Source organism: Gluconacetobacter azotocaptans, assembly GCF_014174355.1.
In the GTDB taxonomy this organism is placed as follows: domain Bacteria; phylum Pseudomonadota; class Alphaproteobacteria; order Acetobacterales; family Acetobacteraceae; genus Gluconacetobacter; species Gluconacetobacter azotocaptans.
Genome location: NZ_JABEQF010000020.1, coordinates 25,937 through 51,537, shown reverse-complemented (window position 1 = coordinate 51,537; position 25,601 = coordinate 25,937). Strand labels below are relative to the sequence as shown.

Here is a 25,601-nt window from a genome sequence, read left to right as displayed (position 1 = left end):
GGCCGCATCATGACTGCCCCCACGCTTGTGACCGGTGCGACCGGTTTTGTCGGTTCGGCCGTCGCCCGCAACCTCCTCGAACGCGGGCATTCGCTGCGCCTGATGGCGCGCAAGGGGGCGGACCTGACGAATATCCGTGACCTGCCGGCCGAACTGGTCGAGGGCGACCTGTCGGCGCCTGCGGGCTTCGCGGCGGCGGTGAAGGGCTGCCGCTACGTCTTTCACGTCGCCGCCGACTACCGGCTGTGGGTGCCCGACCCGGCGCCGATGATGATGGCGAATGTCGAGGGCACGCGGCAGCTGATGATCGCGGCGCAGGAGGCCGGGGTCGAACGGATCGTCTATTGCTCGTCGGTCGCGGCGCTGGGGCTGATCGGCGACGGCACCGTGTCGGACGAGACCACGCCGGTGCACGAACATGCGGTGATCGGCATCTACAAGCGGTCCAAATACCGCGCGGAGCAGGAGGTCCTGCGCCTGGTGCGCGAACGCGGCCTGCCGGCGGTGGTCGTCAACCCCTCGACCCCGGTGGGGCCGCGCGACATCAAGCCGACGCCGACCGGGCAGATGATCCTGGACTGCGCCGCCGGCAAGATGCCCGCCTATGTCGATACCGGCGTCAATATCGTCCATGTCGACGACGTCGCCGAAGGGCACGCGCTGGCACTGGAACGCGGCCGCGTGGGCCAGAAATACATCCTGGGCGGCCAGAATTACCTGCTGCGCGACCTGTTCGCCATGACGGCGGACATCGCCGGCGTGCGGCCGCCGCGCATCAGCCTGCCGCAATCGGTGATCTGGCCGGTGGCCGTCGTTTCGGAATGGCTGTCGCGCGGCTTCGGCATCGCGCCCCGCGTCACGCGCGAGATGCTGGCCATGTCGCACAAGAAGATGTTCTTTTCCTCGGCCAAGGCGGAGCACGAACTGGGCTATGCCCCCCGCCCGGCGCGCGCGGCGGTGTCCGACGCCATCGACTGGTTTCGTCAGAGTGGCATGCTGGGGTAAGGATTTGATCGAATGCTCTGGCTGGTCCTGTCGCTGCTGTCTGTTCTGATCTGGGTCGTCCTCGTCTTCTTCCATGGCCGGTTCTGGCAGGCTGGCCCGATCCTCGCTCCGACCCTGCCGGACGGGGCCACCCCCGCCGTCTGGCCCACCGTCTGCATTGTCGTCCCCGCGCGGGACGAGGCCGAATCGGTGCGGGCCTGCGTGGCCTCGCTGCTGGGGCAGGATTATCCCGGGACGCTGCGCCTGATCCTGGTCGACGACAACAGCACGGACGGCACCGGCGCCCTTGCCCGCGCCGTGCCCGACCCGCTGGACCGCCTGACGGTGATCACGGGGCAGGAACGCCCTGCGGGATGGAGCGGCAAGCTCTGGGCGGTGGCGCAGGGCGTGGCCGAGGCCCGGCGGCAGGTGCCGGACGAGGGGGGCTACGTATTCCTGACCGACGCGGACATCCAGCACGATCCGGCCCACCTGGCCACCCTGGTTGCCAAGGCGCAGGCCGACGGCCTGGACCAGGTGTCCGAGATGGTGGAGCTGAACTGCCAGAGTGCTGCCGAACAGATGCTGGTGCCGGCCTTCGTCTTCTTCTTCGCGCTGCTTTATCCCTTTGCGCGGGTCAACGATCCGCGCAGCCGGGTGGCCGGGGCCGCCGGCGGGTCGATCCTGATCCGGCGCAGCGCGCTGGCGCGCATCGGCGGGATCGAGGCGCTGCGCGGGGCGCTGATCGACGATTGCACCCTGGCCGTTCGCGTCAAGCGCAGCGGCGGCCGCCTGTATCTGGGCCATAGCCGGCTGGCCCGCTCGATCCGCCCCTATCCGCATCCGCGCGACATCTGGCGCATGGTGGCGCGTACCGCCTATGTGCAGCTGCGCTATTCGCCGGCGCTGCTGCTGGCCACGGTGCTGGGCATGGTGCTGGTTTGGATCGCGCCGATGGTATTCGCCCTGTCCGGCCATGGCGCGACGCGCCTGCTGGGGGTGCTGGCCTGGGGGGCGTCGATGGCGTCGTTCGTGCCGACCCTGCGCCGCTTCCGCCTGTCGCCGGCCTGGGCGCCGCTGCTGCCGCTGGTGGCGCTGTTCTATACCGCGGCGACCGTCGGGTCGGCCATCGACCATCATCGCGGACGCGGCGTGGTCTGGAAAAGCCGCGCCTACACCGAACCGACGGGGGCCGGTGACGGCATCCCCGGCGCACGGTAGGCAGAGACCACGGCACGCGATAGTGTCCGCCCGGCATGACGAGGATGACAGGACAGGACGTGAACGCCAGCCCGAACAACAATGGGACCCCGGCACCGGACGCCGTGTGGGGAACGGAAGACGTGTCGTCCGGCAAGGGCGCGTCGGACGAGAATTTTCCCGTGGGGTCGCTGCTGATCAGCCGCCGGCTGCGCCCGCATGTGCATGCGTACTATGATTTCGCGCGGGTGATCGACGACATCGTGGACACCGACCGGCTGGATGCCGACGCCAAGATCGCGCGCCTGAACGCGATGGAGGACGTGGTGCTGGGCCGCCGCCAGGCCCCGCCGCGTCGCGACGCCCAGACGGCGGTGCGGGTCGGGCGGGCGCTGGCGGTGACCGGCGTGCCGGCGGCCACGGCCACCGACCTGATCGTGGCGTTCCGCCAGGACGCGGTGAAGGGGCGGTACCAGTCCTGGGACGAACTGGTGGACTATTGCCGCTATTCCGCCAATCCGGTAGGCCGTTTCCTGCTGGGCCTGCATGGCGAGGACGCGGGCACGTTCGGCCCGTCGGACGCGCTGTGCACGTCGTTGCAGGTGCTGAACCATTTGCAGGACTGCGCGGACGACCTGCGCGTGCTCGATCGCTGCTATCTGCCGTTGCCCTGGCTGGCGCGGGAGGGCGCGTCGCTGGACGACCTGGGCGCCAGCCGCGCGTCCCCCGGCCTGCGCCGGGTGATCGACGCCCTGCTGGACAAGGTGGACATGCTGAACCGCGAGGCCGCGCGCCTGCCTGCCCTGGTGCGGGACCGGCGCATGCGGCTGGAAAGCGCCGTGATCGTCGGGCTGGCCCATCGCCTGACCGAACGCCTGCGGCGCGAGGACCCGGTGGCCGGGCGGGTGAAGCTGTCGAAAGGCGACGTCGCAAAGGCGGGCCTGGGCGCGCTGCGGGTGCTGGCGTGAGGACGCGGGATTTGAACGGGAAGGCGGGAATGGGATTTGCACGCGGGCGAACGGCGGACACGGCCCCCCTGGGATGCGACCCCGCCGACCTGGCGGACGTCGAGGGCGTGGTCGCCGCGTCGGGCACGTCGTTCGGCAAGGGCATGCGGATTTTGCCGGCGGACCGGCGGTACGGCATGTACGCCGTCTATGCCTTCTGCCGCCTGGTCGATGACATAGCGGACGACGAAGACGGCGATGCCGAGGACCGGTGCGCCCGCCTGCGGGCCTGGCACGAGCGGATCGCGCGCCTGTACGTGGGCCGCGCCCCGGATGCGCCGCCCCCCGATGCGCTGGACCGGGTGCTGGGGGTGGTGATCCGCCGGTTCGACCTGCGGCAGGCGGATTTCGACGCGGTGATCGACGGCATGATGATGGACGCCGCCGGCCCCATCGTCGCCCCGGACGAAGCGACGTTCGACCTGTATTGCGACCGCGTGGCCTCGGCGGTGGGGCGGCTGTCGGTGCGAGTGTTCGGCGACAGTTCGGCCGAGGCCGACCGCGTGGCCTACCATCTGGGGCGGGCGTTGCAGATTACCAACATCCTGCGCGACATCGCCGAGGACGCGGCGCGCGGGCGGCTGTACCTGCCGCGCGAACTTCTGGCGCGCTTCGACGTGCCGGCCGACCCCGCCCGCGTGGCGCGTGCCCGCAGGCTGGAAGGCGTGTGCCGGGTGCTGGCCGGCCGCGCGCGCGATCATTTCCGTGCCGCCTACCGGGCGATGGGCCGGTGCGACCGGCAGGCCATGCGGCCGGCGCGCCTGATGGGCGCGACCTATGCGGCGATCCTGGCGGCGCAGGAAAAGCAGGGCTGGCGCACGCCGGAACGGCGGGTGTCGCTGTCGCGCCCGCGCAAGCTGCTGATCGCGGCCCGCGCGCTGGTGGGCTGACCGCATGACAGGGCATGTCCATATCGTCGGCGGCGGCCTGGCGGGCCTGTCGGCGGCGGTCGAACTGGCGGGCAGCGGGGTGCGGATCACGGTCTACGAGGCCGGGCCGGCCTGCGGCGGCCGCGCCCGGTCGTACGAGGACCGGCACCTGGGCTGCCGGATCGACAACGGTAACCATCTGCTGCTGTCGGCGAATGACGCGGTGTTCCGCTATCTGGGCCTGATCGGGGCGGAACGCAGCCTGACCGGTCCCGGCCGGCCGATCTTTCCCTTCGTCGATCTTGGCGACCGGTCGCGCTGGACGCTGGACCTGTCGCGGGGACGGCTGCCGTTCTGGCTGCTGTCGAAGCGCCGGCGCGTGCCGGGCATGCGCCTGTCGGAAATCCGTGGCCTGACGCGCCTGACCCGGGCCGGGCCGGAGGAAACGGTGGCCGACTGCCTGCTGCCCGGCATGCTGGCCAGCCGCCTGCTGGCGCCGTTCGCGGTCTCGGCGCTGAACACGCCGTGCGATACCGGCAGCGCCGCCCTGCTGGGGGCGGTGGTCCGCGAAAGCCTGGCCAAGGGCGGGCGCGCCTGCATTCCCTGTTTCCCCGAAGTCGGGCTGTCGGAAAGCTTCGTCGATCCGGCGCTGGCGCATCTGTCGATCCTGAAGGCGGAGGTCGAGACCGGCTGCCGCGTCGCCGCGGTCGAAGTCGCCGACGGGCGGGTGACCGGCCTGCGCCTGCCCGACCGGCTGGTGGCGGTGGGGCCGGACGATACGGTGATCCTGGCGGTGCCGGCGCCGGTGGCGGCGGGCCTGCTGGCCGGCAAGGTGCCGGGCTTCACCGCGCCGGATGCGTTCGAAAGCATCCTGAACGTCCATTTCCGCATGCCTGTTCCGCCCTCGGCGCTGGGCGCGCTGGGGCAGGCGCGCTTTATCGGCGTCGTCGGCGGGATCAGCGAATGGGTGTTCGTCAAGGGCGACGTGCTGTCGGTCACCGTCAGCGCCGCCAACCGCTACGCCGACCGCGACCCGGATACGCTGGCGGCAACAATCTGGGATGAGGTCCGAACCGCCCTCGACCCGGCACTGGCCAGCCCCCTGCCGGTCGCGATGCCACCCATGCGCGTGGTGCGCGAGAAGCGTGCGACCTTCGCCGCAACCCCGGCGCAGGAACGCCTGCGGCCGGGATGCGAAACGGCGCTGGGCAACCTGCTGCTGGCGGGGGACTGGACGGCCACGGGGTTGCCCGCAACAATCGAAGGTGCAATGAGATCCGGGGCGACTGCGATACGCGTCCTGCGTGCGCGCGGGCGGTCCGCCCGGGCGACGGGGTGATGCGCGGCGCGCCGATCCCCTCCGGACAGGAAATTTGGACAGGCCCGCGCCGGATGGCGGGGAACGTGGAATGATGCCGAACGCGACCGATACCCTCGATCTCTCTCGCCCCGCCGCACGGGACCCGATCGTGCCGATGGCGGACATCGACCGTGCCACGGACCGCGCCCACGCGGCGCTGGGCCGGCGGCAGAACGACGACGGGCACTGGGTGTTCGAGCTTGAGGCCGACGCCACCATTCCGGCGGAATATGTCCTGCTGGAACATTACCTGGACCGGATCGACCCCGCGTTGCAGGCGCGCATCGGCGTCTATCTGCGCCGCATCCAGGGCGAGCACGGCGGCTGGCCGCTGTATTACGGGGGCAAGTTCGACATCTCGGCGTCGGTGAAGGCGTATTTCGCGCTCAAGGCCATCGGCGACGATATAAATGCCCCGCACATGGCGCGCGCCCGCGCTGCGATCCTGGACCATGGCGGGGCCGAGCGCAGCAACGTCTTCACCCGTTTCCAGCTTGCGCTATATGGCGAAGTGCCCTGGCATGCCACGCCCGCCATGCCGGTGGAGCTGGTGCTGCTGCCGCGCAAGGCGTTCTTCTCCATGTGGAACATGTCCTACTGGTCGCGGACGGTGATCGCGCCGCTGCTGGTGCTGGCGGCCCTGCGCCCGCGCGCGATCAACCCGCATGGCGTGCATGTGCAGGAATTGTTCGTCACCCCGCCGTCGCGCATCCGCGACTGGATCCGCGGGCCGTACCGCTCGCCGCTGGGCCGCGTGTTCAAATATGTGGACAAGCTGGTGCGCCCGGCGGAACGGCTGATCCCCGAGGCCACCCGCCGCCGCGCGATCAAGGCGGCCGTCGATTTCATCGAACCCCGCCTGAACGGCGTCGACGGGCTGGGCGCGATCTATCCCGCCATGGCCAACACGGTGATGATGTACCGCGCGCTGGGCGTGCCCGACAGCGACCCGCGCGCCGCCACGGCGTGGGAGGCGGTGCGCAACCTGCTGGTCGAGAACGGCGAGGAAACCTATTGCCAGCCCTGCGTGTCGCCGATCTGGGACACCGGCCTGGCCGGCCACGCAATGATCGAGGCCGCGTCCGGCCCCGACGGCGTCCGGCCCGAGGAAACGCGCCAGAAGCTGGCCGCTGCCGCCGGATGGCTGCGTGACCGCCAGATCCTGGACGTCAAGGGCGACTGGGCCATCAACTGCCCGGACGTGGCGCCCGGCGGATGGGCCTTCCAGTATCGCAACGATCATTACCCGGATGTCGACGACACGGCGGTGGTCGGCATGCTGCTGCACCGCGAGGGCGATCCCGCGAATGACGAGGCGATCGAACGCGCCCGCCAGTGGATCATCGGGATGCAGAGCAGCAATGGCGGCTGGGGTGCGTTCGATATCGACAACAACCTCGAATTCCTCAACCACATTCCCTTTGCCGACCACGGCGCGCTGCTGGATCCGCCGACGGCGGACGTGACCGCGCGCTGCATCTCGTTCCTGGCGCAGCTCGGCCACCCCGAGGACCGGCCGGTGATCGAACGCGGCATCGCCTACCTGCGGTCGGACCAGGAAAAGGAAGGCTGCTGGTTCGGGCGCTGGGGCACCAACTACATCTACGGCACCTGGTCGGTCCTGTGCGCGTACAACGCGGCGGGGGTGGCGCATGACGACCCGTCGATGGTCCGGGCGGTGGAGTGGCTGCGCGCCGTCCAGCGCGAGGACGGCGGCTGGGGCGAGGATTGCGCGTCGTACGAAGGCGCCACCCCCGGCATCTATCACGAAAGCCTGCCGTCGCAGACCGCCTGGGCGGTGCTGGGCCTGATGGCGGCGGGCCTGCATGGCGACCCGGCGGTGGCGCGCGGCATGGCCTTCCTGACGCGGATGCAGAACGCGGACGGCGAGTGGGACGAGGAACCGTACAACGCGGTTGGTTTCCCCAAGGTCTTCTACCTGCGCTATCATGGCTATCGCCAGTTCTTCCCGCTGATGGCGCTGTCGCGCTATCGCAACCTGGCCTCCAGCAACAGCTGCCACGTCGCGTTCGGCTTCTGATGCCGGACGGATCGGGAACGGCGCAGGACGCGCCGGTATCGGGGCAGGGTAACAGCCCAGGCGGGATGCCGGCCGCGCGGCCGGGCATCGTCGTGGGTATGGAAGCCGAGGCCGCGCTGATCCGCGCCTTCGCGCCCCACGCCGCGATCGGCGTCAGCGGCGCCACCCGCGCCGGGGCCGAAGCCGCCGTGGCGCGCCTGCTGCACGCGGGGGTGGATGCGATCCTGTCCTTCGGGCTGGCGGCCGGGCTGGACCCGGCCCTGCGGCCCGGCGCGATTCTGGTGCCGCGCCATGTCGCACTGCCCGACGGGCGGCGCCTGCCGGCCGATCCGGCCTGGCTGGCCTGGCTGGGCGACGGCCGCCCCGACATCATGCCGGCCGATCTGCTGCACAGTGACGATGTGGTGGTGACCGCCGGACGCAAGGGCGCCTGCTTCCACCGCACTGGCTGCGCCGGGCTGGATATGGAAAGCGGCATCGTCGCCGAGGCATGCGCACGGGCTGGGGTACCGTTCGCGGTGCTGCGCGTGGTCTGTGATCCGGCGAACCGCAGCCTGCCGCCGGCGGCGGTGCTGGCGCTGGGGCCGGACGGCGGCATCGGCATCGGCCGCATCCTGGCCAGCGTCCTGCGGCGCCCCTGGCAGATCCCGGCCCTGGTGACGCTGGGCCGCGACGCGGCGCAGGCGCGGTCGCGGGCCGTCGCCTTTCTGCGCGGCCGCTTTTTCCAGACGTCGTAAACACCACAGGACGGTCGGGCAAAGCCCGACATTTCGGCCAATCCCTTAATTTAATTTCAATGTTTCACGTCTGTGCTGGACCCGTCGGATTTGTCCGGCGAGGTGGCATGACGGAGATTGCGTTCCGCGGCGGCCTTGCCTGTCTGAAAAGAGGGTGCATGTCCAGTCCGGTTCCGCTTCGTCAGTTGACGAATTTCCAGGGTCATTTCGATGGCGTGACGGGCAGGCTGGCGGTGGGCTGGGCGTTCGACGCCAACGCGCCCGAAGACGTCACGGAACTTCATGTCCTGATCGACGAGCAGGAGGTCGGGACCATCCGGTGCGGGCAGCCCCGTCCGGATGTGCAGCAGGTCCTGGGCACGACCGCCACCGGCCTGGGGTTTGCCTTTCCCATTCCCGACCAGTTCATCGACGATCGCCCGCACAGCCTGTCGCTGCGCTTTCCCGACCGGTCGGTGGTGCCGACGCTGGACCCGGAAGATCCGTCGCGGCTCAGCGACAGTTGCACATTCCGGATTCGCTCGAAATACGAATACCGGTCGTTCGTCGACGGGCTGAAATCCGGGGCGCTGCGGGGCTGGATCCAGCGGATCGACACGCTGACCGGCGAGGTCGGCGGCCATTGCCACATCCTGGTGACGATGGACGACGCCCCCATCGCGCAGGTGCGGGCCGATCGCTATCGCGGCGACGTGACGGCGGCCATCGGGGGCGAGGCCAATTGCGGGTTCGAACTCGTGGTGCCCAATTCCCGCCGCCGGTTCGGCGCGGTGCGGTTCCGCTTCTTCGTCATGCCCGAGAATGTCGAACTGGGCGGCAGCCCGGTCGAGACCTCGATCGTCACCGACCAGCTCGAAGGCCGGTTGCTCGATCTGTCCGCAACCATCGCGCGCCTGCATGGGGAAATCACGTCCCTGCGGCGGCAGATGGTCGATCTGATCCCAAGCCCGGGCTACAATCTGGGCGATTACGACCGCTGGGCGCGCGCCTATTACGACAGTCTGCGCGCCCGCATGGCCGAACGGCGCGCGGCGGACGGACACCCGGCGGCCGAACCGCTGGTCAGCGTGATCTGCCCGACCTACAAGCCGGAAATGAACGATTTCACCGCGGCGGTGGAATCGGTCATCGCGCAGACCTACCGGAACTGGGAACTGATCATCGTCGATGACGGGATGAAGTCCGTTCCGGTGGCGGCGCGGATCGAGGAATATTGCCGGGCCGATTCCCGCATCCGCTCGGTGCCGCTGAAGAAGAATCTCGGCATCGCCGGGGCGACCAACGTGGGGCTGAAGGCGGCGCGGGGGGAGTGGATCGTCTTCTTCGACCATGACGACCTGCTGGTCGATGTGGCGCTGGAGGTCATGGTGGCGGATGCGCGCCGGACCGGGGCGAAGATCCTGTATTCGGACGAGGACAAGATCGACCAGGCCGGTTATTTCCTTGAGCCGAACCTGAAGCCCGATTTCAACTATCGCTATCTGCTGGGCTGCAACTACATCTGCCATCTGATGATGGTCGATGCCGCCGTCATGCGCGCGGTGGGCGAGATCCGGTCGGAGTACGACGGCGCGCAGGACCACGATCTGGTCCTGCGGCTGACCGAGGCGGTCCCGCACGCCCAGATCCATCATGTGCCGGAAGTCCTGTATCACTGGCGCAAGACGCCGAATTCCACGGCGGTGGCGATCGGCAACAAGACCTACGCGATCGACGCCGGCGTCCGCTGCGTCGGCGACCACCTCAAGCGGGTCGGCAAGAAGGCCAGCGTGTCGTCGCTGCGGGGGCTGACCCTGTATCGCGTGGACTGGAAGGCCCCGCGCGCCCAGCCCTCGGTCACCGTCATCATCCCGTTCAAGGACCAGATCGACATCACCCGCCGGTGCGTCGAGACGGTGCTGGCGACGACCGATTATCGCAAGTACGATATCATCCTGGTCAACAACTGGTCCCTGACGCGCGAGGCCGAACTGTTCTGCGCCGAAATGGCCGCCACCCCCCGGGTCCGCGTCCTGACGGTCGAGGAGGGGTTCAACTATTCCCGCCTGAACAATCTGGCGACGCGGGACAGCAGCGCCGATTTTTACTTCTTCATGAACAACGACGTCTTCGTCCGCGATGCCGGCTGGCTGAAGACGCTCGTGAACGAGGCGATGTCCTGCGACGATATCGGCATCGTCGGCGGCAAGCTGCTCTATCCCAACGACACGGTGCAGCATGTCGGCGTCGTGGTGGGGCCGGCCGGCGTTGCGGCCCATGTGCATCGCGGGCTGGACGGCAACGAGTACGGCTTCATCGGGCGGGCGCAGCTCTCGCACGAGGTCTCGGCCGTGACGGCGGCGGGGATGCTGATCCGCGCCGACCTGTTCCGCGCCCTCGGCGGGTTCGACGAACAGAACCTGACCGTCGCCTATAACGACGTCGATCTGTGCCTGCGCGTGCGCGAGGCCGGCTACCGCATCATCCAGTGCAACGAATTCGTCGCCTATCATCACGAAAGCTTGTCACGCGGCAGCGACAACCGGCCCGAGACCGAGGCCCGCTTCTTCGCGGAAACGCAGTTCATGCAGGAAAAATGGCGCGACCGGCCGATCTATCGCAACGATCCGGCCTACTCCCGCCATTTCACCGTCGACCTGCAACCGTTCTTCGACCTGGCGGACCCGGCGGCTCCGCCCTCCTGACGCGGCCCTTCCGGCCCCTTCCGCCCGGCCCGGTGGGGGCCGGGTTTGACACGGGTCAATGTCCTTTCGTCCTCCGGCCTGTTAGGTTACCCGCCGTACGGGATGGAAGGGACATGTCATGGCAACGGCGGTACTCGCGCTCAATGCCGGTTCGTCCAGCGTCAAGTTCGCCCTGTTCCATCAGGATGAGGGGGGAGCGGCGCGGCGCATCGCCTCGGGCGAACTGGAAGGCATCACCACCCATCCGCATTTCCGCGCCGTGGACGCCGACGGGCATGTGCTGGCCGAACGGACCTGGCCGGCCCCCGACCCGGCCGACACCACGGACGCCCATCAGGGCCCGGTCGGCAGCCTGATCGACTGGGTAACGTCCCATCTGGGCGACGTGCCGCTGGCGGGGGTGGGGCACCGGGTGGTGCATGGCGGGCCCGATTTTATCCAGCCGGTGCGGATCACGCCGGATATCCTGACCCGGCTGGACGCGCTGACCCCGTTCGCGCCGCTGCACCAGCCGGCCAGCCTGGGCCCGATCCGCGCCCTGGCGGCGTTGCGTCCCGACCTGGCGCAGGTGGCGTGTTTCGACACCGCCTTCCACCACACCATGCCGGCGGCGGCGACGCGGCTGGCGCTGCCGCGCGCCTATGGGCAGCGGGGGGTGCGGCGTTACGGGTTTCACGGCCTGTCCTACGAATATATCGCGTCCTGCCTGCTGGGCCTGTCGCAGCGGCTGGCGGCGGGGCGGACGGTGGTGGCGCATCTGGGCAACGGGGCCAGCCTGTGCGCGCTGGACGCCGGACGCAGCGTCGAGACCACGATGGGGTTCTCGGTGCTGGACGGACTGGTGATGGGCACGCGCTGCGGACAGCTCGACCCCGGGGTCATCCTGTACATGCTGCGCGCCGAAGGGCTGGACGCCGCCGCGATCGAGGACGTGCTGTACCGGCATTCGGGCCTGCTGGGCGTGTCGGACGTGTCCAGCGACATGCGCGACCTTCAGGGCCGCGCCGCCGGCGACGCCCAGGCGCGCGAGGCGCTGGATCTGTTCGCCTACCGCCTGGTGCAGCAGGTGGGTGCGATGGCGGCGGTGCTGGGGGGGCTGGACGGGCTGGTCTTTACCGCCGGCATCGGCGAGCATGATGCCGCGGTGCGCGCGGCGGCCTGCGCGCGCCTGGGCTGGCTGGGCGTCCGGCTGGACGCGGGCGCCAACGCGGCCCACGCCGCGGTGATCAGCACCCCGGACAGCACGGTGGAGGTCCGCGTGATCCCGACCGACGAGGAAAGCATGATCCGCCGCCATGTCGCGGATTGCCTGGCAGGGGCCTGACCGTTCCCCTGCGCGACAGTTTCGAAAGGACCGAAGATGAGTGAGACGATAAGCGGGACGCCGACGGCATCCCCCCTGTCAGCGACCGAGATCGGGCTGTTCAACCGGTGGTGGCATGCCGCCAACTACCTGTCCGTGGGGCAGATCTACCTGATGGCCAACCCGCTGCTGCGCGAACCGCTGCGGCTGGAACACACCAAGCCGCGCCTGCTGGGCCACTGGGGCACCACGCCGGGGCTGAATTTCCTGTATCTGCACCTCAATCGGATCATTCGTGCGCGCGACGCCAACGTGCTGTTCATCGCGGGTCCGGGCCATGGCGCGCCCGGCATCGTGGCCAGCACCTATCTGGAAGGAACGTACAGCGAATATTTCCCCGCCGTGTCGCAGGACGAGGCGGGGCTTGGCCGGCTGCTGAAGCAGTTTTCCTTTCCCGGCGGAATTCCCAGCCACGCCGCCGCGACGACGCCCGGTTCGATCCATGAAGGCGGGGAACTGGGCTATTCGCTGTCGCACGCCTATGGCGCCGTATTCGACAACCCCGACCTGGTCGTCGCCTGCGTCATCGGCGATGGCGAGGCCGAGACCGGGCCGCTGGCGACCTCGTGGCACAGCAACAAATTCCTCGATCCGCAGACCGACGGCGCGGTGCTGCCGATCCTGCATCTCAACGGCTACAAGATCGCAAACCCGACCATCCTGGCCCGCATCCCGCCCGCCGAGCTGACGGCCCTGCTGCGCGGCTATGGCTACGACCCGATCTTCGTCGAAGGGCACGACCCCGACCCGATGCACCAGAAGATGGCCGCCGCCATGGATCTGGCGTTCGACCGGATTGCCGCGATCCAGAAGGCGGCGCGCGAGGGGGGCGAGACCACCCGTCCGGTCTGGCCGATGATCGTGCTGCGCAGTCCCAAGGGTTGGACTGGCCCGAAGGAGATCGACGGCCTGCGGACCGAGGGCTACTGGCGGTCGCATCAGGTGCCGTTCTCGGACCTGACCAAGCCGGGGCATCTGCAGGCGCTGGAAAGCTGGCTGCGCGGCTACCGGCCCGAGGAACTGTTCGACGAAAGCGGCCGCCTGTTCCCCGACATCGCGGCGCTGGCGCCGGTGGGCGACCGGCGCATGAGCGCCAATCCCCACGCCAACGGCGGGCAGTTGAAGCGCCCGCTGAAACTGCCGGACATCGGGGAATACGCGGTGCCGGTGGCCATGCCCGGACATGACAAGGCCGAGGGCACGCGGGTCCTGGGGACGTGGTTGCGCGACGTGATGAAGGAAAACCTGCCGTCGCGCAATTTCCGCGTGCTGGCCCCGGACGAGAACAATTCGAACCGGCTGAACGCGGTGCTGGACGTCACCAACCGCGCCTGGAACGCCGAAACGCTGGACTATGACGATCATCTGGCCCGCGACGGCCATGTCATGGAAATCCTCAGCGAGCACACCTGCCAGGGCTGGCTGGAAGGCTATCTGCTGACCGGGCGCCACGGCTTCATGTCCTGCTACGAGGCGTTCATCCACATCGTCGATTCGATGGTCAACCAGCATGCGAAATGGCTGAAGACCTCGCGCGAAGTACCGTGGCGGCGGTCGATCGCGTCGCTGAACTACCTGCTGACGTCGCATGTCTGGCGGCAGGACCATAACGGATTCAGCCATCAGGACCCGGGCTTCATCGATCATGTCATCAACAAGAAGGCCGATATCGTCCGCGTCTACCTGCCGCCCGATGCCAATACCCTGCTGTGCACGGCCGCGCATTGCCTGCACAGTTGGGACCGCATCAACGTCATCGTCGCCGGCAAGCAGCCCGAGGCCCAGTGGCTGGACATGGATGCCGCCATCCGCCATTGCAGTTCGGGCATCGGCATCTGGGAATGGGCCAGCAACGACAAGGACGGCACGCCCGACGTGGTGATGGCCTGCGCCGGCGACGTGCCCACCATCGAAACGCTGGCCGCCGTCAAGCTGCTGCGCGAACATGTGCCGGACCTGAAGATCCGCGTCATCAACGTCGTCGACCTGATGACGCTGGAATCCGCCAGCCAGCATCCGCACGGTCTGCCCGATTCCACGTTCGATGCGCTGTTCACCATGGACACGCCGGTGGTTTTCGCCTTCCACGGCTATCCGCAGCTGATCCACAAGCTGATCTACCGGCGGGCCAACGCGCGGAACTTCCACGTCCACGGCTTCCGGGAGGAAGGGTCGACGACCACCCCCTTCGACATGGTGGTGCGCAACCATCTGGACCGCTTCCATCTGGTGTCGAACGTCATCGACCGCGTGCCGGGCCTGGCCACGCGCGCGGCCTATGCCAAGCAGGCGATCCGCGACAAGCTGGTCGATCACACGCGCTATATTGCCGAACATGGGAAGGACATGCCCGAAATCGAGGAATGGCGTTGGTCGTAACGGACCGGGCCGGGGCAGGGCAGAGTCTGCCCCAACCCGGCCCAGGGGCCTCGGATGGTCCTCGATGCAATGCGACCGTCGGGGTCGGAGCCATCGTCCTGAACGGCAGAGGCGAAGTGCTGCTGGGGCGTCGGATAAAAACGGATGAGCCGGAGAGCTGGTGCCTGCCCGGGGGCCATGTCGAAGCGGGGGAAAGTTTTGCACAGGCGGCCGTGCGGGAAATCGCCGAGGAAACGGGACTGACCGTCCTCGCGCCGGTGACCGCGACGATTATGGTCATGGATCTTGCGGCGCCCGTTCCGTCGCTCACCTGCGGGGTGGTGGCAATGGTCGGCGAGGATGCGGAACCCCGGATTCTGGAACCGCATGTGTTCGCGTGCTGGGCGTGGACACGCCGCGACTGCCTTCCCGAGCCGCTTTTTCCGGCGTCCGGCGCGCTTTTGAACGCCTGGCTGGGGAAGCCTCTTGCCCCCGCGTGGCAGGCCTATCCCATCACATCAGGGATGCGCCCTTGACCCACGAATGGGCAAGGGGCGAGGCCCTTGCCGGGTTCGGGCAGCGCCCGACCCTCCCTTACTGTTTCAACGCGCGGGCCAGGACGTTCTGCGTTTCCAGCGACACCGGCAGGCTGGCCGCGGTGACGCCCACGCCCTGCCAGCCGGCACCCATGGCGGTGTACAGGTCGATGGCATCCTGCAACCGTTCAAGTTGGGCCACGGCCTCGGCATTTTCGGCGGCCAGGGCGGTGCGTTCGGTGGTCAGCACCTCCAGGAAGCCGACCAGGCCGGCGCCGTACAGCTTGCGCGCGCGCTCGCTGGCCAGGGTGCTGTCTTCCGCCGCCCGGTGCAGCAGTTCGGTATGTTCGACGTCGTCATGCCACGCGGCCATGGCGTCCTCGACCTCGCGGAACGCCTGCAGCACGGTCTGCCGGTAGCCCAGGCGGCTGGCCTCGGCCGCGGCCTGGGCGGCGCGGATCTGGCCCGTCAGCTTGCCGCCGTGCATCAGCGGCACCGACGCCAGCATGAAGAACTGCCAGCTCAACGCCCCGGCCTCGAACAGCTGGTACATGGCCGACGCATTGGGGTTGAAGTTCAGCGGAATGCTGAAATTCGGATACATCTGCGCGACGGCGACGCCGATGCGGGCCGTGGCCTCGGCATAGGCGCGTTCGGCGCGGCGGATGTCGGGGCGGTTGGCCAGCACGATGGACGGCAGGGTGGCGGGGAAGTCCGGCACCTTGGGCAGCGGCCGGGCTATTTTCAATTCGGCCTCGGTGGTGCCGGGCACCTGGCCCATCAGCACGTCGAGGGCGTGGGTGATCTGCGCGATATGGGTGCGCAGGGGTTCGCGGGCCGCCAGCTGGGCGTCCAGTTCGGCCTTTGCCTGGGCGATCTGCAGCGTATTGCCCACGCCTTCGAGGTACAGGCGCTGCGTCAGATCGTAGGCATCCTGCGCCACGCGGATATTGCGGTTGGAAATATCCAGCCGCAACTGCGTGTCGCGCAGCACCATATAGTCGCTGACCAGCGAGGACAGCATGGTCATCAGGACGGCGCGGCGTTCCTCGATCGTCTGTTCGACCGCGTGTTCCTGGGCTTCGACACTGCGGCGGATGCGGCCGAACACATCGACCTGCCAGCTGGCGCTGACGCCGTACGACAGGTAGGACGCGCCGGGCCGGTTGGCCGGGTTGCCCGGGCGCAGCGGCCAGTTGTCGATGTTCAGCGAATAGCGGCTGTCGCCGTTGGTGGTGTTGGCATCGACCTGCGGATACCAGGCCGAGGCCTGGACATCGCGCAGCGCGCGTTCGGCCAGGATGCGCTGGCCGGCGATCTGCAGGTCGTAATTGCCTGCAATCGCGCGGTCGACCAGCTTGTCCAGCTCCGGGTCATTGAACCGGTGCCACCATTCCTTCAGCTCGGCGTTGGTGCGCGCGATTTCGTCCGGTGTGGCGGGGTGCTCGTCCTCGGTGAAGGCTGCCGGCAGCTTCATCCGGTCCGGCTGGTAGCGCGGCCCGACCGTGCACCCTGCCAGGAACAGGGCGGAGGTCAGGAACAGGCTGGCCCTTCGGGTCATCGTCTTCATGGTCATGGGGGTGCCGGGGGCCTTACAGATGGTCTTGCAGCCAGGTGGTCAGGCGTCCCCGCTGTCCCCGGGATTCGGGGCCGACGGTGACGGTGCAGGTCATGCCGGCGGCCAGCGTCACGCTGTCGGGCACGTGGTCCAGATGGATGCGTACGGGAATGCGCTGCGCCAGGCGGACCCAGGTGAAGATCGGGTTGACGTCCTGCAGGCCCAGGCGGTCGGGGGCGCCGTTCTGGTCGTTGATGCCGCGGGCGATGGAGACGACATGGCCGGGCATGATCTGCTTGTAGCCCATCAGCTTGACGCGGGCGACGTCACCGACATGCACGCCCCACATCTTGGTTTCCTCGAAATAGCCGTTCACCCAGTACGAGTCGGCGTCGATCACCGCCAGCCGCGCCGCGCCCGAGGTCACATAGTCGCCGACCCGCAGGTTCAGGTTGGTGACGTAGCCGTTGACCGGGGAGTAGAGGACCGAGCGTTGCAGGTTCAGCTTCGCCAGGTCCAGCGAGGCGCGCGCGGCGTCGACGGCGGCGACCTGGGTCGCGACGTTCGAATTGAACACCTCCTGTTCTTCGGCCGAGACGATGCCGCCCAGGCCCATGCGGCGCTTCGCGTCGTTCTGCTTCAGCTTCAGCTCTTCCAGCGCGCCGTCCAGCCGGGCCTGGGACTCGCGGATGGCCAGGCGGAAGCGCACGGGGTCCAGCACGAACAGCGGGTCGCCCTTATGGACGAACTGGTTGTCCACCACCGGCACCTGTACCACGGTGCCGGGCACTTCGGGCGCCACGTCCACCACATAGACGCGGACGCGCCCGTCGCGGGTCCATGGCGCGATCATGTAGGTGTCCCAAAGGGTGACGCCCATGACGATGGCCAGGGCCACCACGGTCAGGGTCAGGACCACGCGGATCAGGGTGCGCAGAAGGGGCATTGTAAATTCTCGAACCTTCCTGGGGGCAGCAGTTCAGACGTAGAGGATCATCAGGCAGAGGACGCAGGTGTACAGGGCGACCTCGAACAGGGCGAGGTGCCAGAACCATTTCATGATGCCGCTCCACCACAGCAGGAAGCGGATCAGCATGGTCACGGGCAGGGCCGCGATCGCGTAGACGACGATCGGGGCCATGAAGACGCCGAAGAAATTGAACTCGGTCAGCATCACGCGGCTTTCATTCCGAACAAATTCGTTCCCGGGGGGATGGCAAGGGTCAGCCGGTTATCGGCGCCAGGCATGTCGGCCGACAATTGCAGCGGTCCATGCGTATGGAAGAATCCCGGAATTGCGTCCAGCAGCAGGGACGCCTGTTCGAGGCACGCGGCAATCCGGCGCGTGGGCACGTGCGAGGCCGCGTGCCGTCCCTCGACATGCGCGATGATCGCCTGCGCGGTCTCGCGCAGGGTCGTCGCCGTCAGGCCGGGGCGGCTGCGCAGGTGCCGGAAGGCGGCCAGGGCCGCGCGGGTGCGGTCGCGGTCGTCCTGATGCACCGCGGGGTCCTGGATCAGGCCGCGCAGGCGCGCGATCACCCGGCCCAGCGACACGGCGACGAAGGCCGCATCCGTGACCTCGTACACCCGGCGCGGCGGCGCGACGAGCGAGAAGCGCTGGATCAGGCGCAGGATCTTCTGCATCTGCAGGTTTTCCCACACCATCCAGTCCACCGGGCGGTGGATCGGCCGGCACGCCAGCCGTTCGGTGGCGCGGACGATCGACATCACCAGCCGCCCGGTATCCAGCCGGTGGTCGGCCGGCAGGATCACCCTGAACACCAGCGCCAGCCCGATCAGGGCGATGAGGTACGACAGCCACAGATTCATCAGCGAGATATCGTCATAGGAAATCGGATTGCGGATCTGCACCATCGCGTTGAAGAACACCGCATAGCCGAAGCCGCGCATGGCATGGCGCGGATGGAACTGGATCCAGATGCCCGGCAGCAGGCAGATCGACAACGACAACCACAGCAGCAGATATCCGTCGATCTGCGGCAGGATGTAGGTCTGGCAGAGGAAGGCCGCGGGGATGGCGGCCAGCGTGCCGCTGGCGAACAGGGCGCTGGCCCGCGACGCCAGCGGGCTGGTCGCCAGCAGGCACGAGGCCGGGATCAGGTAGGTCAGCATCGTGGCGCCGTTCGACCAGCGCAGGACATACCAGGCCAGGCAGCCCAGCAACGTCACGCAGGCCCCGCGCGCGCCATTGCGCAGGGCCGCCGGCCAGTCGAAATACACCTTCAGCGGCAGGCGGTGCACGCGCGGCTGCGGCCCCACGAAATCGTCCAGCGCGGCGCGCAGCTGGTCCAGGATGTCGCGTTCGTTGTCGATGAACGCGATCGTCGGCAGGTCCTGCGTCTGCTCGGTCAGTTCGTCCAGGCGGGCGATGGCGGCGACGATCCGCGCGCGCATGTCGCCCGGGTCGTCCAGATGCAGGTCCTCGGGCGGGGTGGCGGCGAACGTCGCCATCACCTCCTGCACGATCCGGCGCGCCTCGGCCGAATGGGGGGTGTCGAGCGGCACATCCTCCCAGATGGGGTGATGGGTGCTGAGCAGCCCCAGCAGGCGGGCCACGCCGGCGTGCAGGCCGCGCGCGCGCCGGCCGATGGCGAAATTGTCGGCGGCCGCATATTCGATCGCTTCGACCAGCGCGTTGGCCTGCGACAGCAGGCGCGCGCGTTCGTCGTAGCTGGTCACCGTCATCGCCCGGAACGACAGCGGCTGGCCGCTGTCGTCGGGCATCAGGGTGGAGCCGGCGATCGCCCCCTCGAGGTCCGCGGGGTGCGAGAAGCGGGCGGTGATGTTGCGCAGGGTCTGATCCACCTGCCGCAGGATGCGCTCTGGCCGGCTGATGGACGTGACCAAGAAGACGACCGCCGTGCAGACGATGCCCACCGTCACCGCCGACAGGCGGGACATGGCGGACATGAAGATATGGTCGGGCTCGCTGAAGGCCGAGACCGAGATCAGGACGATCGTATAGCCCGTCAGCACGGCGGCATACGCCTTGAAGAAGCGCAGCAGGGTCGACACACAGCAGGCGATGCCGATGATCAGCGACAGGCCGAGGAAATACAGCAGCGGTGATTGCGGAAACAGCGCCATCAGCACGACGGCGCTGACCGCCCCGATCACCGTGCCGAAGATGCGCCAGAAGCTTTTGGATACCATGGCGCCGACGACCGGATTGGCCACGATCAGGACCGTCGTCACCGACGACATCGGTGTCTGGAGCTGGAAATAGAACGACAGGAACAGCGCCAGCCCCAGCGCCAGCACCACCCGCGCGGCATAGGCCACCGTCGGGCTGATGATTTTCCATTCCGGAAAGGCGAAGCTGCCCAAACGGAGCAGGGGGGTCGACAGCGACAGCGCGCCGACCGGCGGGATCAGCCGCATGGCAGGGCCGCCTGGGTTTCGGTCGCCATGGCTTCGGCGAGGGGCGCGCCTTCGTCGTCGCGCGGGGCGCCCAGCGCGCTTTCGATCCGGTCGAACACCGCGTAGCAGGCCTGCAATTCGCCGGATGTGACGTCACGCAGCAGGCGGGCCGACACGGAATCGGCCGCCTGGCGCACCTGGTGCTCGATCCGCTGGCCGCCGGGGCTCAGGCGCACCAGTTTCGCGCGGCGGTCTTCTTCGTCGCGGGTGCGCACGATCAGGTCCCTGCGTTCCAGCACGTCCAGCAGGCGCGCCAGCGACGGGGCCTCGATCCCCAGCGCGCGGGCCAGGTCGCTCTGCCGGACAGGCGGCGGCAGCAGGCCCAGGTACAGGATGGGGCGCCAGGTGGCCTCGGTCAGGCCGAAATCCCGCAGGTCATGATCGATCTGACGCCGCCAGGCGGCCCCCAGATGGGCCAGGCGACGTCCAAAGGATCGTTCCCGCGCACTCTGCTCGGTCTCGGCCATCCGTTTCTGCTACCCGGTTTCCCAATTTGATGAGCACGCGAACCGTTCGTGTGCTCACGATCATCGTCCGGGGGCACGTTTCCAGAAATGCCGGACCGGGGCCAATGCAATTTCAGCATGGATACCTTCCGGCAATGCCGTCCCTCCGGTTCAGGAGGGAAAAGACGTCAGGCCTTGCCCTTCCGGCCGAAGGCCGATCGCACGACATGCCAGATCGCCCGGCCCGCCTGCCGGCCGACCGGCCCCGCGACGGCGGTGGTGACGGCCGTCAGGGCCATGGCCTGGCGCAGTTCGTTGATCGCGTGGTCGCGTTCGAAGCGCGCGCGGATTTCCTGCGGCGTCATGATGGACCGCCGGCCCAGCAGCAGGAACAGCAGGGCGACCACGGCGTCGGCGGCGAAGACCAGGACCGCCGCGCCCAGGACGCTGAAGCCCAGCGTCTGGTAGGCGAACGCCCACAGCAGGGCGTGGCCCGACAGGATGGCCAGCAGGCCGAAAACCCCTGCGATGACCAGGAAAGCCGCCTGCCGGCCTATGCGGATGGCCATCTGCCGGCGGACAGTCAGTTCCGCCTGCACGGTGGCCTTGCCAAGTTCGGCTATTCTCATGGTCCTCGCTTCGTCCCTCTGCTGCGTTGGGCGGACGGCCTACCGGGTGATGCGCCCGAGCAGATAGCCGACCGCGGCGAAGATGGCGATGGCGATCATGGGCTTCGCGCGCACGCGGCTGGTGACGTCCTGCACCTGATGATCGGTCAGTTCGCGCGCATTGGCAACGACGTGCTCGGCCCTGTCGGCCGCATCGGCCAGCACCGGCGTCACATGCTCGTTCATCAGCCGCTCCACCTGCGACTTCAGCGACAGCAATTCGTCATGCGTCGCCTTCAGGGCCTCCTGGGTGGGTTTCTTGGTCTTGCTGCCGAACATGGGTCGTGTCCTCCGATGCGGTTGTGTACATTGTTACCAACGTCCCGCCCGCTCGTCAGGTTTCGGTTCTTGCATGCCACCTTCCCTCCCACGTCTTGACGTTCGCGGACTTGTGCGCGCGCCGCTCGACCCATCGCGCCCCGGCCTGGGCGTGCAGGTCGCCGCCGGCACGTGCCTGGCGTTGCTGGGCAACCGCGCGGCGGACCTCTCCTGCCTGCTGGATACGCTGGCGGGGCACCTGCCCGCCGTGGCGGGCAGCATCGCCGTGGATGGGCAGGACGTGACCGCCCGGCCGCCCGGCCAGCGCGGCATGGGCCTGTTCAGCGCGCGCGATCCGCTGTTCGCGCACCTGAGCGTGCGGCAGAACCTGGCGTTTCCGCTGGCCGCGCGGGGGATGCCCCGGCCGCAGACCGCAGCCCGCGTGCGCGAGATCATGGCCCTGCTGGGGCTGGACGGGCAGGCGTCGCGCCGACCGCGCGACCTGGATGCGGAACAGGCCTGGCGTGTGCGGCTGGGGCGCCTGCTGGCCTTCGCGCCCCCCGTCCTGCTGCTGGACGACCCTTTCGCGGCGCTGGAGCCCGAGGGGCGGCGGGCCATGCGCACGCTTCTGGCCCGTCTGGCGCGGGCGCAGGGCCTGACGGTTCTGCTGGCGACCCGTGACCGCGAGGACGCACTGCTGCTGGGCGACCGGATCGGCTTCCTGTCCGGGGGCACGCTGCTGCAGACGGGGACGGCCGCCGAGTTGTTCGACCGCCCGGGCTGCGACCGGGTTGCCACCGGATTCGGCGATGCCAACAGCCTGACCGGCCGTGTCGAATGGGTCGAGGACGACCAGGCCCGCGTCCGCCTGGCCAGCGGCGCGGTGATGGAGGCGATGGCCGCCGAGGGGCTGGAAGCCGACGCGCTGTGCACCCTGTGCGTCCGGCCCGACCGGATCGCCACGCTGTTTCCCGCCGGATTCTCCGCCGGGCCGTTCCATGGCCGCGACGCGGCGGATGGCGGTGACGGCGACGTTCCCGCCACCCTGGTGGCGGTCCACCACATGGGCGATCATGTGCGGCTGCGGCTGCGGCTGCCCGACGGGCAGGAGGTCCTGGTCCGCCGTCCGCCGATCCAGACCCTGGCGGGCCTGTCGCCCGGCCGGCGCGCCCTTCTGGCGTGGCAGCCGGCGCACGCAGTGGCCTTTCCGTTTCGTGGCGAACTGGTCTAGTTTTCCGCACTTCGTTCCGCGCTGTGAAAGAGATCCCCCCTGTCCGCCCCGCCCCGCCCGTCTTTCCGAGTGTCCCGTCCCCTCTCGGGGGCCTTTCTGCTGCTGGCGCTGTCGGCGCCGGCCCGGGTCGACGCCCGGGGCGGCGGGCATACGCTGGTGGTCGCCAGTTGGGGCGGCGCTCTGGGCAAGGCGCAGGACCAGGCGTTCTTCCAGCCCTTCGCGCGCGCCAAGGGCGTCGGCGTCCGGCGGTTCGCCTGGGACGGCGACGCGCAGGTGCCGGCCAACCGTCCGGCGCGGGGGCGCCACGCCTGGGCGATGGCCCTGATGGAGGACAGCACCGCCCGCATCGCCTGCATGCAGGGGCTGTTGCAGCGTCTGGGCGGCAGCGCCGGCAGCGCGGAAGCCTGCAGCGTGCCGGCCCTGCATGACGGTATCGTCCTGGCCTGGGACCGGGGCCGGATCCCGTCCGCCCCGCGCTGGAGCGATTTCTGGGACGTCGTGCGCTATCCCGGCAAGCGGGGGCTGCGGAAGGACCCGCGCTCGACACTGGAAATCGCGCTGATGGCCGACGGGGTGGCGCCGGCGGATGTCTATACCGTGCTGGCCACGCCCGAGGGCGTGGCGCGGGCGTTCCACAAGCTCAGCCAGTTGCGGCCTTATATCGTGTGGTGGACCACGGGGGCGGATTCCGCGCGGATCATCGGCAATGGCGGCGTGCTGATGACCAGTGCGGCGGCAGGCGAGGTGGCGGCCCAGGCCGCCACGCAGGCTGCGGCGCCGTCTGCCGCCGGGCGGGGGCGGCGCGATGTCGGGCTCCAGTGGGCGCAGGGCCTGGATGACGGCCTGTCCTGGGGCATCGCCCCCGGGCTGGACGCGGCCGAGCGCGACCGGGCGCGCGACCTGCTGCACTATATGGCAGGGACGGATCGGGTGGCCCGCTTCGCTGCCCTGTATCGCGCCCGCCCCGACGACGCGGCGGCGCAGCCCCTGCCGATGGACGCGGCGTTCTGGCAGGATCACCTGCCCGACCTGGCCCGGAAGTTCGCGGACTGGCTGGCGGCCCCGGCATGACCGCGCCCGGCGTGATGCTGCCCGACCTGGCCGCCTGCCTGGGGATGACGGCGGCGGCGGCTGGCCTAGGGGTGGCGGCGTTCGTCCTGCTGCGCGCCGCCGGGCCGGGCCTGTCCGGCCGCGTGCTGGCGGCCTGCCGCACCCTGGCGGTGGCCCTGGCGATTCCCGGTTGCGCGCTGGCGTTGCTGCTGCCGCGTCTGGCAGGGGAGGATGGCGGTGTGCCCCGCGCCGTCCTGCAAGGGCTGTGCCTGGTGCCGCTGGTGCTGCTGCCGCCGCTGGGGGCGGCCTGCCGGTTGCCGGCGGGGCTGGCCCGTACGGCGGAAGGGCTGGGAGCCGGGCGAGGCGTACGGGCGCGCATGCTGTGGCTGCCGCTGCTGGGGCCGTCCGGCCTGGCGGCGCTGCTGCTGGCGGTCGGCGGGTCGGTGCTGGTCGCGCTGGTCGACGCCCGATAGGCGGCCTTTGCCGCGCCTTTTCCTTTTCGGGACGGGCCGGAGTGCGTAAAACAGCACCCATGACTGATTCCCCCCCTTTCTGGCAGGTCCGGCGCCTGGACGAGATGACGACCGAAGAGTGGGAATCGCTGTGCGACGGCTGCGGCCGCTGCTGCCTGCACAAGCTGCGCGAGGACGAGACCGACACGGTCCTGTATACCGACGTGGCCTGCCGGCTGCTGGATACCGATAGCTGTCGCTGTTCGGATTACGCGGGCCGGCAGCGCAAGGTGCCCGATTGCGTTCGGCTGACCCCGGACGCGCTGGAAGATATCGACTGGCTGCCGCCGTCCTGTGCCTATCGGCTGGTGGCGGACGGCCGGCCCCTGGCGTGGTGGCATCCGCTGGTGTCGGGCCGGCCGGAAACGGTGCATGAGGCCGGGGTTTCGGTGCGCGGCCGCGCCGTCAGCGAACGGCGGGCCGGCCCGCTGGAACATCATATCGCCGACTGGCCCGGCCAGATGCCGGCCGGGCGCAAGCCCCGGGTGCGGCGGCCGGCGCGGGACCGGTCCGGCCCGGACGGCGAGTCCCGATGACCGAGCCCCTGTCCGGCAGCGCGGACGGGACGGGCGAGACGATCCATCTGGCGGGGCGCGAGGTCCCGCTGCGCTGGCGCAGTTCGGCGCGGGCGCGCCGCGTGTCGCTGCGGATCGACCCGCGCGGCGGCGGTGTCGTCGTTACCCTGCCGCCCCGTGTGGGGCGCGAGGCCGGGCTGAGCCTGCTGCGCACTCATGCTGACTGGGTGGTGGCGCGCATCGACACGCTGCCCGCGCCGACGCCGTGGCAGGATGGCGGGCAGGTGCTGCTGGACGGCCGGCCCCATGCCATCCGCCATTGCCCGCAGGGCCGGCGCGGCGTCTGGATCGAGGACGGCGCCATCCTGGTCAGCGGCGAGGCCCCGTTCCTGCCGCGCCGCCTGGGCGCCTTCCTGCGGCGCGAGGCCGGGGTGCGGCTGGGCGCGCGGGTGGCGGAGCTGGCCGTTCAGTCGGGCCTGCGCCCCCGGCGCCTGACGATCAAGGACACCAGCAGCCGGTGGGGCAGTTGCAACGCCGACGGCACGGTGATGCTGAGCTGGCGGCTGCTGATGGCCCCGGCCGAAGTCCAGCATTACGTCATTGCCCACGAACTGGCGCATCTGCGGCACCTGAATCACGGCCCGGACTTCTGGGCCCTGGTCGCCACCCTGACCCCGCACCGCCGTGCGGCCGAAGCGTGGCTCCGCCGTTACGGCACGGCGCTGTTGCGCGCCGCATAGGCGCAAAAACCCCACCAACGGATTTTACCCGCCTGACGAGTGT

23 protein-coding genes are annotated in these 25,601 nt (G+C 69.3%); 16 read left to right on the top strand and 7 right to left on the bottom strand.

All coding sequences use genetic code 11. The features are described from left to right. Positions 1–9: 9 nt before the first annotated feature. The 11 genes from hpnA to HLH34_RS17350 all read left to right on the top strand — a co-directional run bounded on the left by hpnA (position 10) and on the right by HLH34_RS17350 (position 15,139). Positions 10–1,005: a hopanoid-associated sugar epimerase gene (hpnA, locus tag HLH34_RS17400; RefSeq protein WP_183120828.1), complete on the top strand. Its 996-nt coding sequence runs from the start codon at positions 10–12 to the stop codon at positions 1,003–1,005. 12 nt (positions 1,006–1,017) lie between these two features. Beyond that, on the top strand, positions 1,018–2,205 hold the full coding sequence (locus HLH34_RS17395) for a glycosyltransferase (protein WP_183120827.1): 1,188 nt from the start codon (positions 1,018–1,020) through the stop codon (positions 2,203–2,205). 44 nt (positions 2,206–2,249) lie between these two features. Next, on the top strand, positions 2,250–3,152 hold the full coding sequence (hpnC, locus tag HLH34_RS17390; protein ID WP_183120826.1) for a squalene synthase HpnC: 903 nt from the start codon (positions 2,250–2,252) through the stop codon (positions 3,150–3,152). 29 nt (positions 3,153–3,181) lie between these two features. Next, complete coding sequence (hpnD, locus tag HLH34_RS17385; RefSeq protein ID WP_183120825.1) at positions 3,182–4,081, top strand: presqualene diphosphate synthase HpnD; 900 nt, start codon at positions 3,182–3,184, stop codon at positions 4,079–4,081. A gap of 4 nt (positions 4,082–4,085) precedes the next feature. Continuing rightward, a complete protein-coding gene (gene hpnE, locus HLH34_RS17380; protein ID WP_183120824.1) occupies positions 4,086–5,399 on the top strand; it encodes a hydroxysqualene dehydroxylase HpnE in 1,314 nt (437 codons plus the stop codon). Positions 5,400–5,469: 70 nt separating this feature from the next. Continuing rightward, the gene (shc, locus tag HLH34_RS17375; RefSeq protein WP_183120823.1) at positions 5,470–7,461 is read left to right on the top strand and encodes a squalene--hopene cyclase; all 1,992 of its coding nucleotides are present in this window, start codon (positions 5,470–5,472) and stop codon (positions 7,459–7,461) included. Then, positions 7,458–8,198, top strand: coding sequence for a phosphorylase family protein (locus HLH34_RS17370; RefSeq protein ID WP_373318634.1), 741 nt, complete (start codon positions 7,458–7,460; stop codon positions 8,196–8,198). Before shc ends, HLH34_RS17370 begins: the two co-directional genes overlap by 4 nt. 158 nt (positions 8,199–8,356) lie before the next feature. After that, positions 8,357–10,882, top strand: coding sequence for a glycosyltransferase family 2 protein (locus tag HLH34_RS17365; protein ID WP_183120822.1), 2,526 nt, complete (start codon positions 8,357–8,359; stop codon positions 10,880–10,882). A 118-nt stretch (positions 10,883–11,000) separates the two neighbouring features. Then, positions 11,001–12,206, top strand: a complete 1,206-nt coding sequence (locus tag HLH34_RS17360; protein WP_183120821.1) for an acetate/propionate family kinase — start codon at positions 11,001–11,003, stop codon at positions 12,204–12,206. A 48-nt stretch (positions 12,207–12,254) separates the two neighbouring features. Continuing rightward, positions 12,255–14,624: a phosphoketolase family protein gene (locus HLH34_RS17355; RefSeq protein WP_183120839.1), complete on the top strand. Its 2,370-nt coding sequence runs from the start codon at positions 12,255–12,257 to the stop codon at positions 14,622–14,624. Next, positions 14,609–15,139 (top strand): nucleotide triphosphate diphosphatase NUDT15, encoded by a 531-nt coding sequence (locus tag HLH34_RS17350; RefSeq protein WP_204739227.1) that lies wholly within the window; start codon positions 14,609–14,611, stop codon positions 15,137–15,139. The genes HLH34_RS17355 and HLH34_RS17350 overlap by 16 nt, the downstream gene beginning before the upstream one ends. Before the next feature lie 58 nt (positions 15,140–15,197). Here the strand turns inward: HLH34_RS17350 and HLH34_RS17345 are convergent, their stop codons facing one another. From HLH34_RS17345 to HLH34_RS17315, 7 genes are all read right to left on the bottom strand, one after another. Beyond that, on the bottom strand, positions 15,198–16,715 hold the full coding sequence (locus tag HLH34_RS17345; RefSeq protein WP_183120819.1) for an efflux transporter outer membrane subunit: 1,518 nt from the start codon (positions 16,713–16,715) through the stop codon (positions 15,198–15,200). A 16-nt stretch (positions 16,716–16,731) separates the two neighbouring features. Then, complete coding sequence (locus HLH34_RS17340; protein ID WP_183120818.1) at positions 16,732–17,643, bottom strand: biotin/lipoyl-binding protein; 912 nt, start codon at positions 17,641–17,643, stop codon at positions 16,732–16,734. 33 nt (positions 17,644–17,676) lie between these two features. Continuing rightward, complete coding sequence (locus HLH34_RS17335) at positions 17,677–17,871, bottom strand: DUF1656 domain-containing protein (RefSeq protein WP_183120817.1); 195 nt, start codon at positions 17,869–17,871, stop codon at positions 17,677–17,679. Beyond that, positions 17,871–20,099, bottom strand: coding sequence for an FUSC family protein (locus tag HLH34_RS17330; protein ID WP_183120816.1), 2,229 nt, complete (start codon positions 20,097–20,099; stop codon positions 17,871–17,873). The genes HLH34_RS17335 and HLH34_RS17330 overlap by 1 nt, the downstream gene beginning before the upstream one ends. Continuing rightward, the gene (locus HLH34_RS17325; RefSeq protein WP_183120815.1) at positions 20,090–20,605 is read right to left on the bottom strand and encodes a MarR family winged helix-turn-helix transcriptional regulator; all 516 of its coding nucleotides are present in this window, start codon (positions 20,603–20,605) and stop codon (positions 20,090–20,092) included. The genes HLH34_RS17330 and HLH34_RS17325 overlap by 10 nt, the downstream gene beginning before the upstream one ends. Positions 20,606–20,772: 167 nt before the next feature. Further along, positions 20,773–21,213: a hypothetical protein gene (locus HLH34_RS17320; protein ID WP_182943334.1), complete on the bottom strand. Its 441-nt coding sequence runs from the start codon at positions 21,211–21,213 to the stop codon at positions 20,773–20,775. 39 nt (positions 21,214–21,252) lie between these two features. Further along, positions 21,253–21,531, bottom strand: a complete 279-nt coding sequence (locus tag HLH34_RS17315) for a hypothetical protein (RefSeq protein ID WP_183120814.1) — start codon at positions 21,529–21,531, stop codon at positions 21,253–21,255. 73 nt (positions 21,532–21,604) lie between these two features. Here HLH34_RS17315 and HLH34_RS17310 point away from each other — a divergent pair, with 73 nt between their 5' ends. The 5 genes from HLH34_RS17310 to HLH34_RS17290 all read left to right on the top strand — a co-directional run bounded on the left by HLH34_RS17310 (position 21,605) and on the right by HLH34_RS17290 (position 25,558). Then, the gene (locus HLH34_RS17310; RefSeq protein ID WP_183120813.1) at positions 21,605–22,741 is read left to right on the top strand and encodes an ABC transporter ATP-binding protein; all 1,137 of its coding nucleotides are present in this window, start codon (positions 21,605–21,607) and stop codon (positions 22,739–22,741) included. Between the two features lie 69 nt (positions 22,742–22,810). After that, positions 22,811–23,812, top strand: coding sequence for an extracellular solute-binding protein (locus HLH34_RS17305; RefSeq protein WP_264784450.1), 1,002 nt, complete (start codon positions 22,811–22,813; stop codon positions 23,810–23,812). Then, a complete protein-coding gene (locus HLH34_RS17300; protein ID WP_183120812.1) occupies positions 23,809–24,264 on the top strand; it encodes a hypothetical protein in 456 nt (151 codons plus the stop codon). Before HLH34_RS17305 ends, HLH34_RS17300 begins: the two co-directional genes overlap by 4 nt. Positions 24,265–24,323: 59 nt before the next feature. Next, complete coding sequence (locus tag HLH34_RS17295; protein WP_183120811.1) at positions 24,324–24,839, top strand: YcgN family cysteine cluster protein; 516 nt, start codon at positions 24,324–24,326, stop codon at positions 24,837–24,839. Next, the gene (locus HLH34_RS17290; protein ID WP_183120810.1) at positions 24,836–25,558 is read left to right on the top strand and encodes a M48 family metallopeptidase; all 723 of its coding nucleotides are present in this window, start codon (positions 24,836–24,838) and stop codon (positions 25,556–25,558) included. The genes HLH34_RS17295 and HLH34_RS17290 overlap by 4 nt, the downstream gene beginning before the upstream one ends. Positions 25,559–25,601: the final 43 nt, after the last annotated feature.

Bases quoted from the DNA above. Each gene is read 5' to 3' on its own strand.
- HLH34_RS17350 (WP_204739227.1), top strand. From the start codon at position 14,609: ATGGCGTTGGTCGTAACGGACCGGGCCGGGGCAGGGCAGAGTCTGCCC.
- shc (WP_183120823.1), top strand. From the start codon at position 5,470: ATGATGCCGAACGCGACCGATACCCTCGATCTCTCTCGCCCCGCCGCA.
- hpnD (WP_183120825.1), top strand. From the start codon at position 3,182: ATGGGATTTGCACGCGGGCGAACGGCGGACACGGCCCCCCTGGGATGC.
- HLH34_RS17395 (WP_183120827.1), top strand. From the start codon at position 1,018: ATGCTCTGGCTGGTCCTGTCGCTGCTGTCTGTTCTGATCTGGGTCGTC.
- HLH34_RS17360 (WP_183120821.1), top strand. From the start codon at position 11,001: ATGGCAACGGCGGTACTCGCGCTCAATGCCGGTTCGTCCAGCGTCAAG.
- hpnE (WP_183120824.1), top strand. From the start codon at position 4,086: ATGACAGGGCATGTCCATATCGTCGGCGGCGGCCTGGCGGGCCTGTCG.
- HLH34_RS17300 (WP_183120812.1), top strand. From the start codon at position 23,809: ATGACCGCGCCCGGCGTGATGCTGCCCGACCTGGCCGCCTGCCTGGGG.
- HLH34_RS17365 (WP_183120822.1), top strand. From the start codon at position 8,357: ATGTCCAGTCCGGTTCCGCTTCGTCAGTTGACGAATTTCCAGGGTCAT.
- HLH34_RS17315 (WP_183120814.1), bottom strand. From the start codon at position 21,531: ATGTTCGGCAGCAAGACCAAGAAACCCACCCAGGAGGCCCTGAAGGCG.
- hpnA (WP_183120828.1), top strand. From the start codon at position 10: ATGACTGCCCCCACGCTTGTGACCGGTGCGACCGGTTTTGTCGGTTCG.
- HLH34_RS17335 (WP_183120817.1), bottom strand. From the start codon at position 17,871: ATGCTGACCGAGTTCAATTTCTTCGGCGTCTTCATGGCCCCGATCGTC.
- HLH34_RS17330 (WP_183120816.1), bottom strand. From the start codon at position 20,099: ATGCGGCTGATCCCGCCGGTCGGCGCGCTGTCGCTGTCGACCCCCCTG.
- HLH34_RS17320 (WP_182943334.1), bottom strand. From the start codon at position 21,213: ATGAGAATAGCCGAACTTGGCAAGGCCACCGTGCAGGCGGAACTGACT.
- HLH34_RS17340 (WP_183120818.1), bottom strand. From the start codon at position 17,643: ATGCCCCTTCTGCGCACCCTGATCCGCGTGGTCCTGACCCTGACCGTG.
- HLH34_RS17345 (WP_183120819.1), bottom strand. From the start codon at position 16,715: ATGACCATGAAGACGATGACCCGAAGGGCCAGCCTGTTCCTGACCTCC.
- HLH34_RS17290 (WP_183120810.1), top strand. From the start codon at position 24,836: ATGACCGAGCCCCTGTCCGGCAGCGCGGACGGGACGGGCGAGACGATC.
- HLH34_RS17310 (WP_183120813.1), top strand. From the start codon at position 21,605: ATGCCACCTTCCCTCCCACGTCTTGACGTTCGCGGACTTGTGCGCGCG.
- HLH34_RS17295 (WP_183120811.1), top strand. From the start codon at position 24,324: ATGACTGATTCCCCCCCTTTCTGGCAGGTCCGGCGCCTGGACGAGATG.
- HLH34_RS17325 (WP_183120815.1), bottom strand. From the start codon at position 20,605: ATGGCCGAGACCGAGCAGAGTGCGCGGGAACGATCCTTTGGACGTCGC.
- hpnC (WP_183120826.1), top strand. From the start codon at position 2,250: ATGACAGGACAGGACGTGAACGCCAGCCCGAACAACAATGGGACCCCG.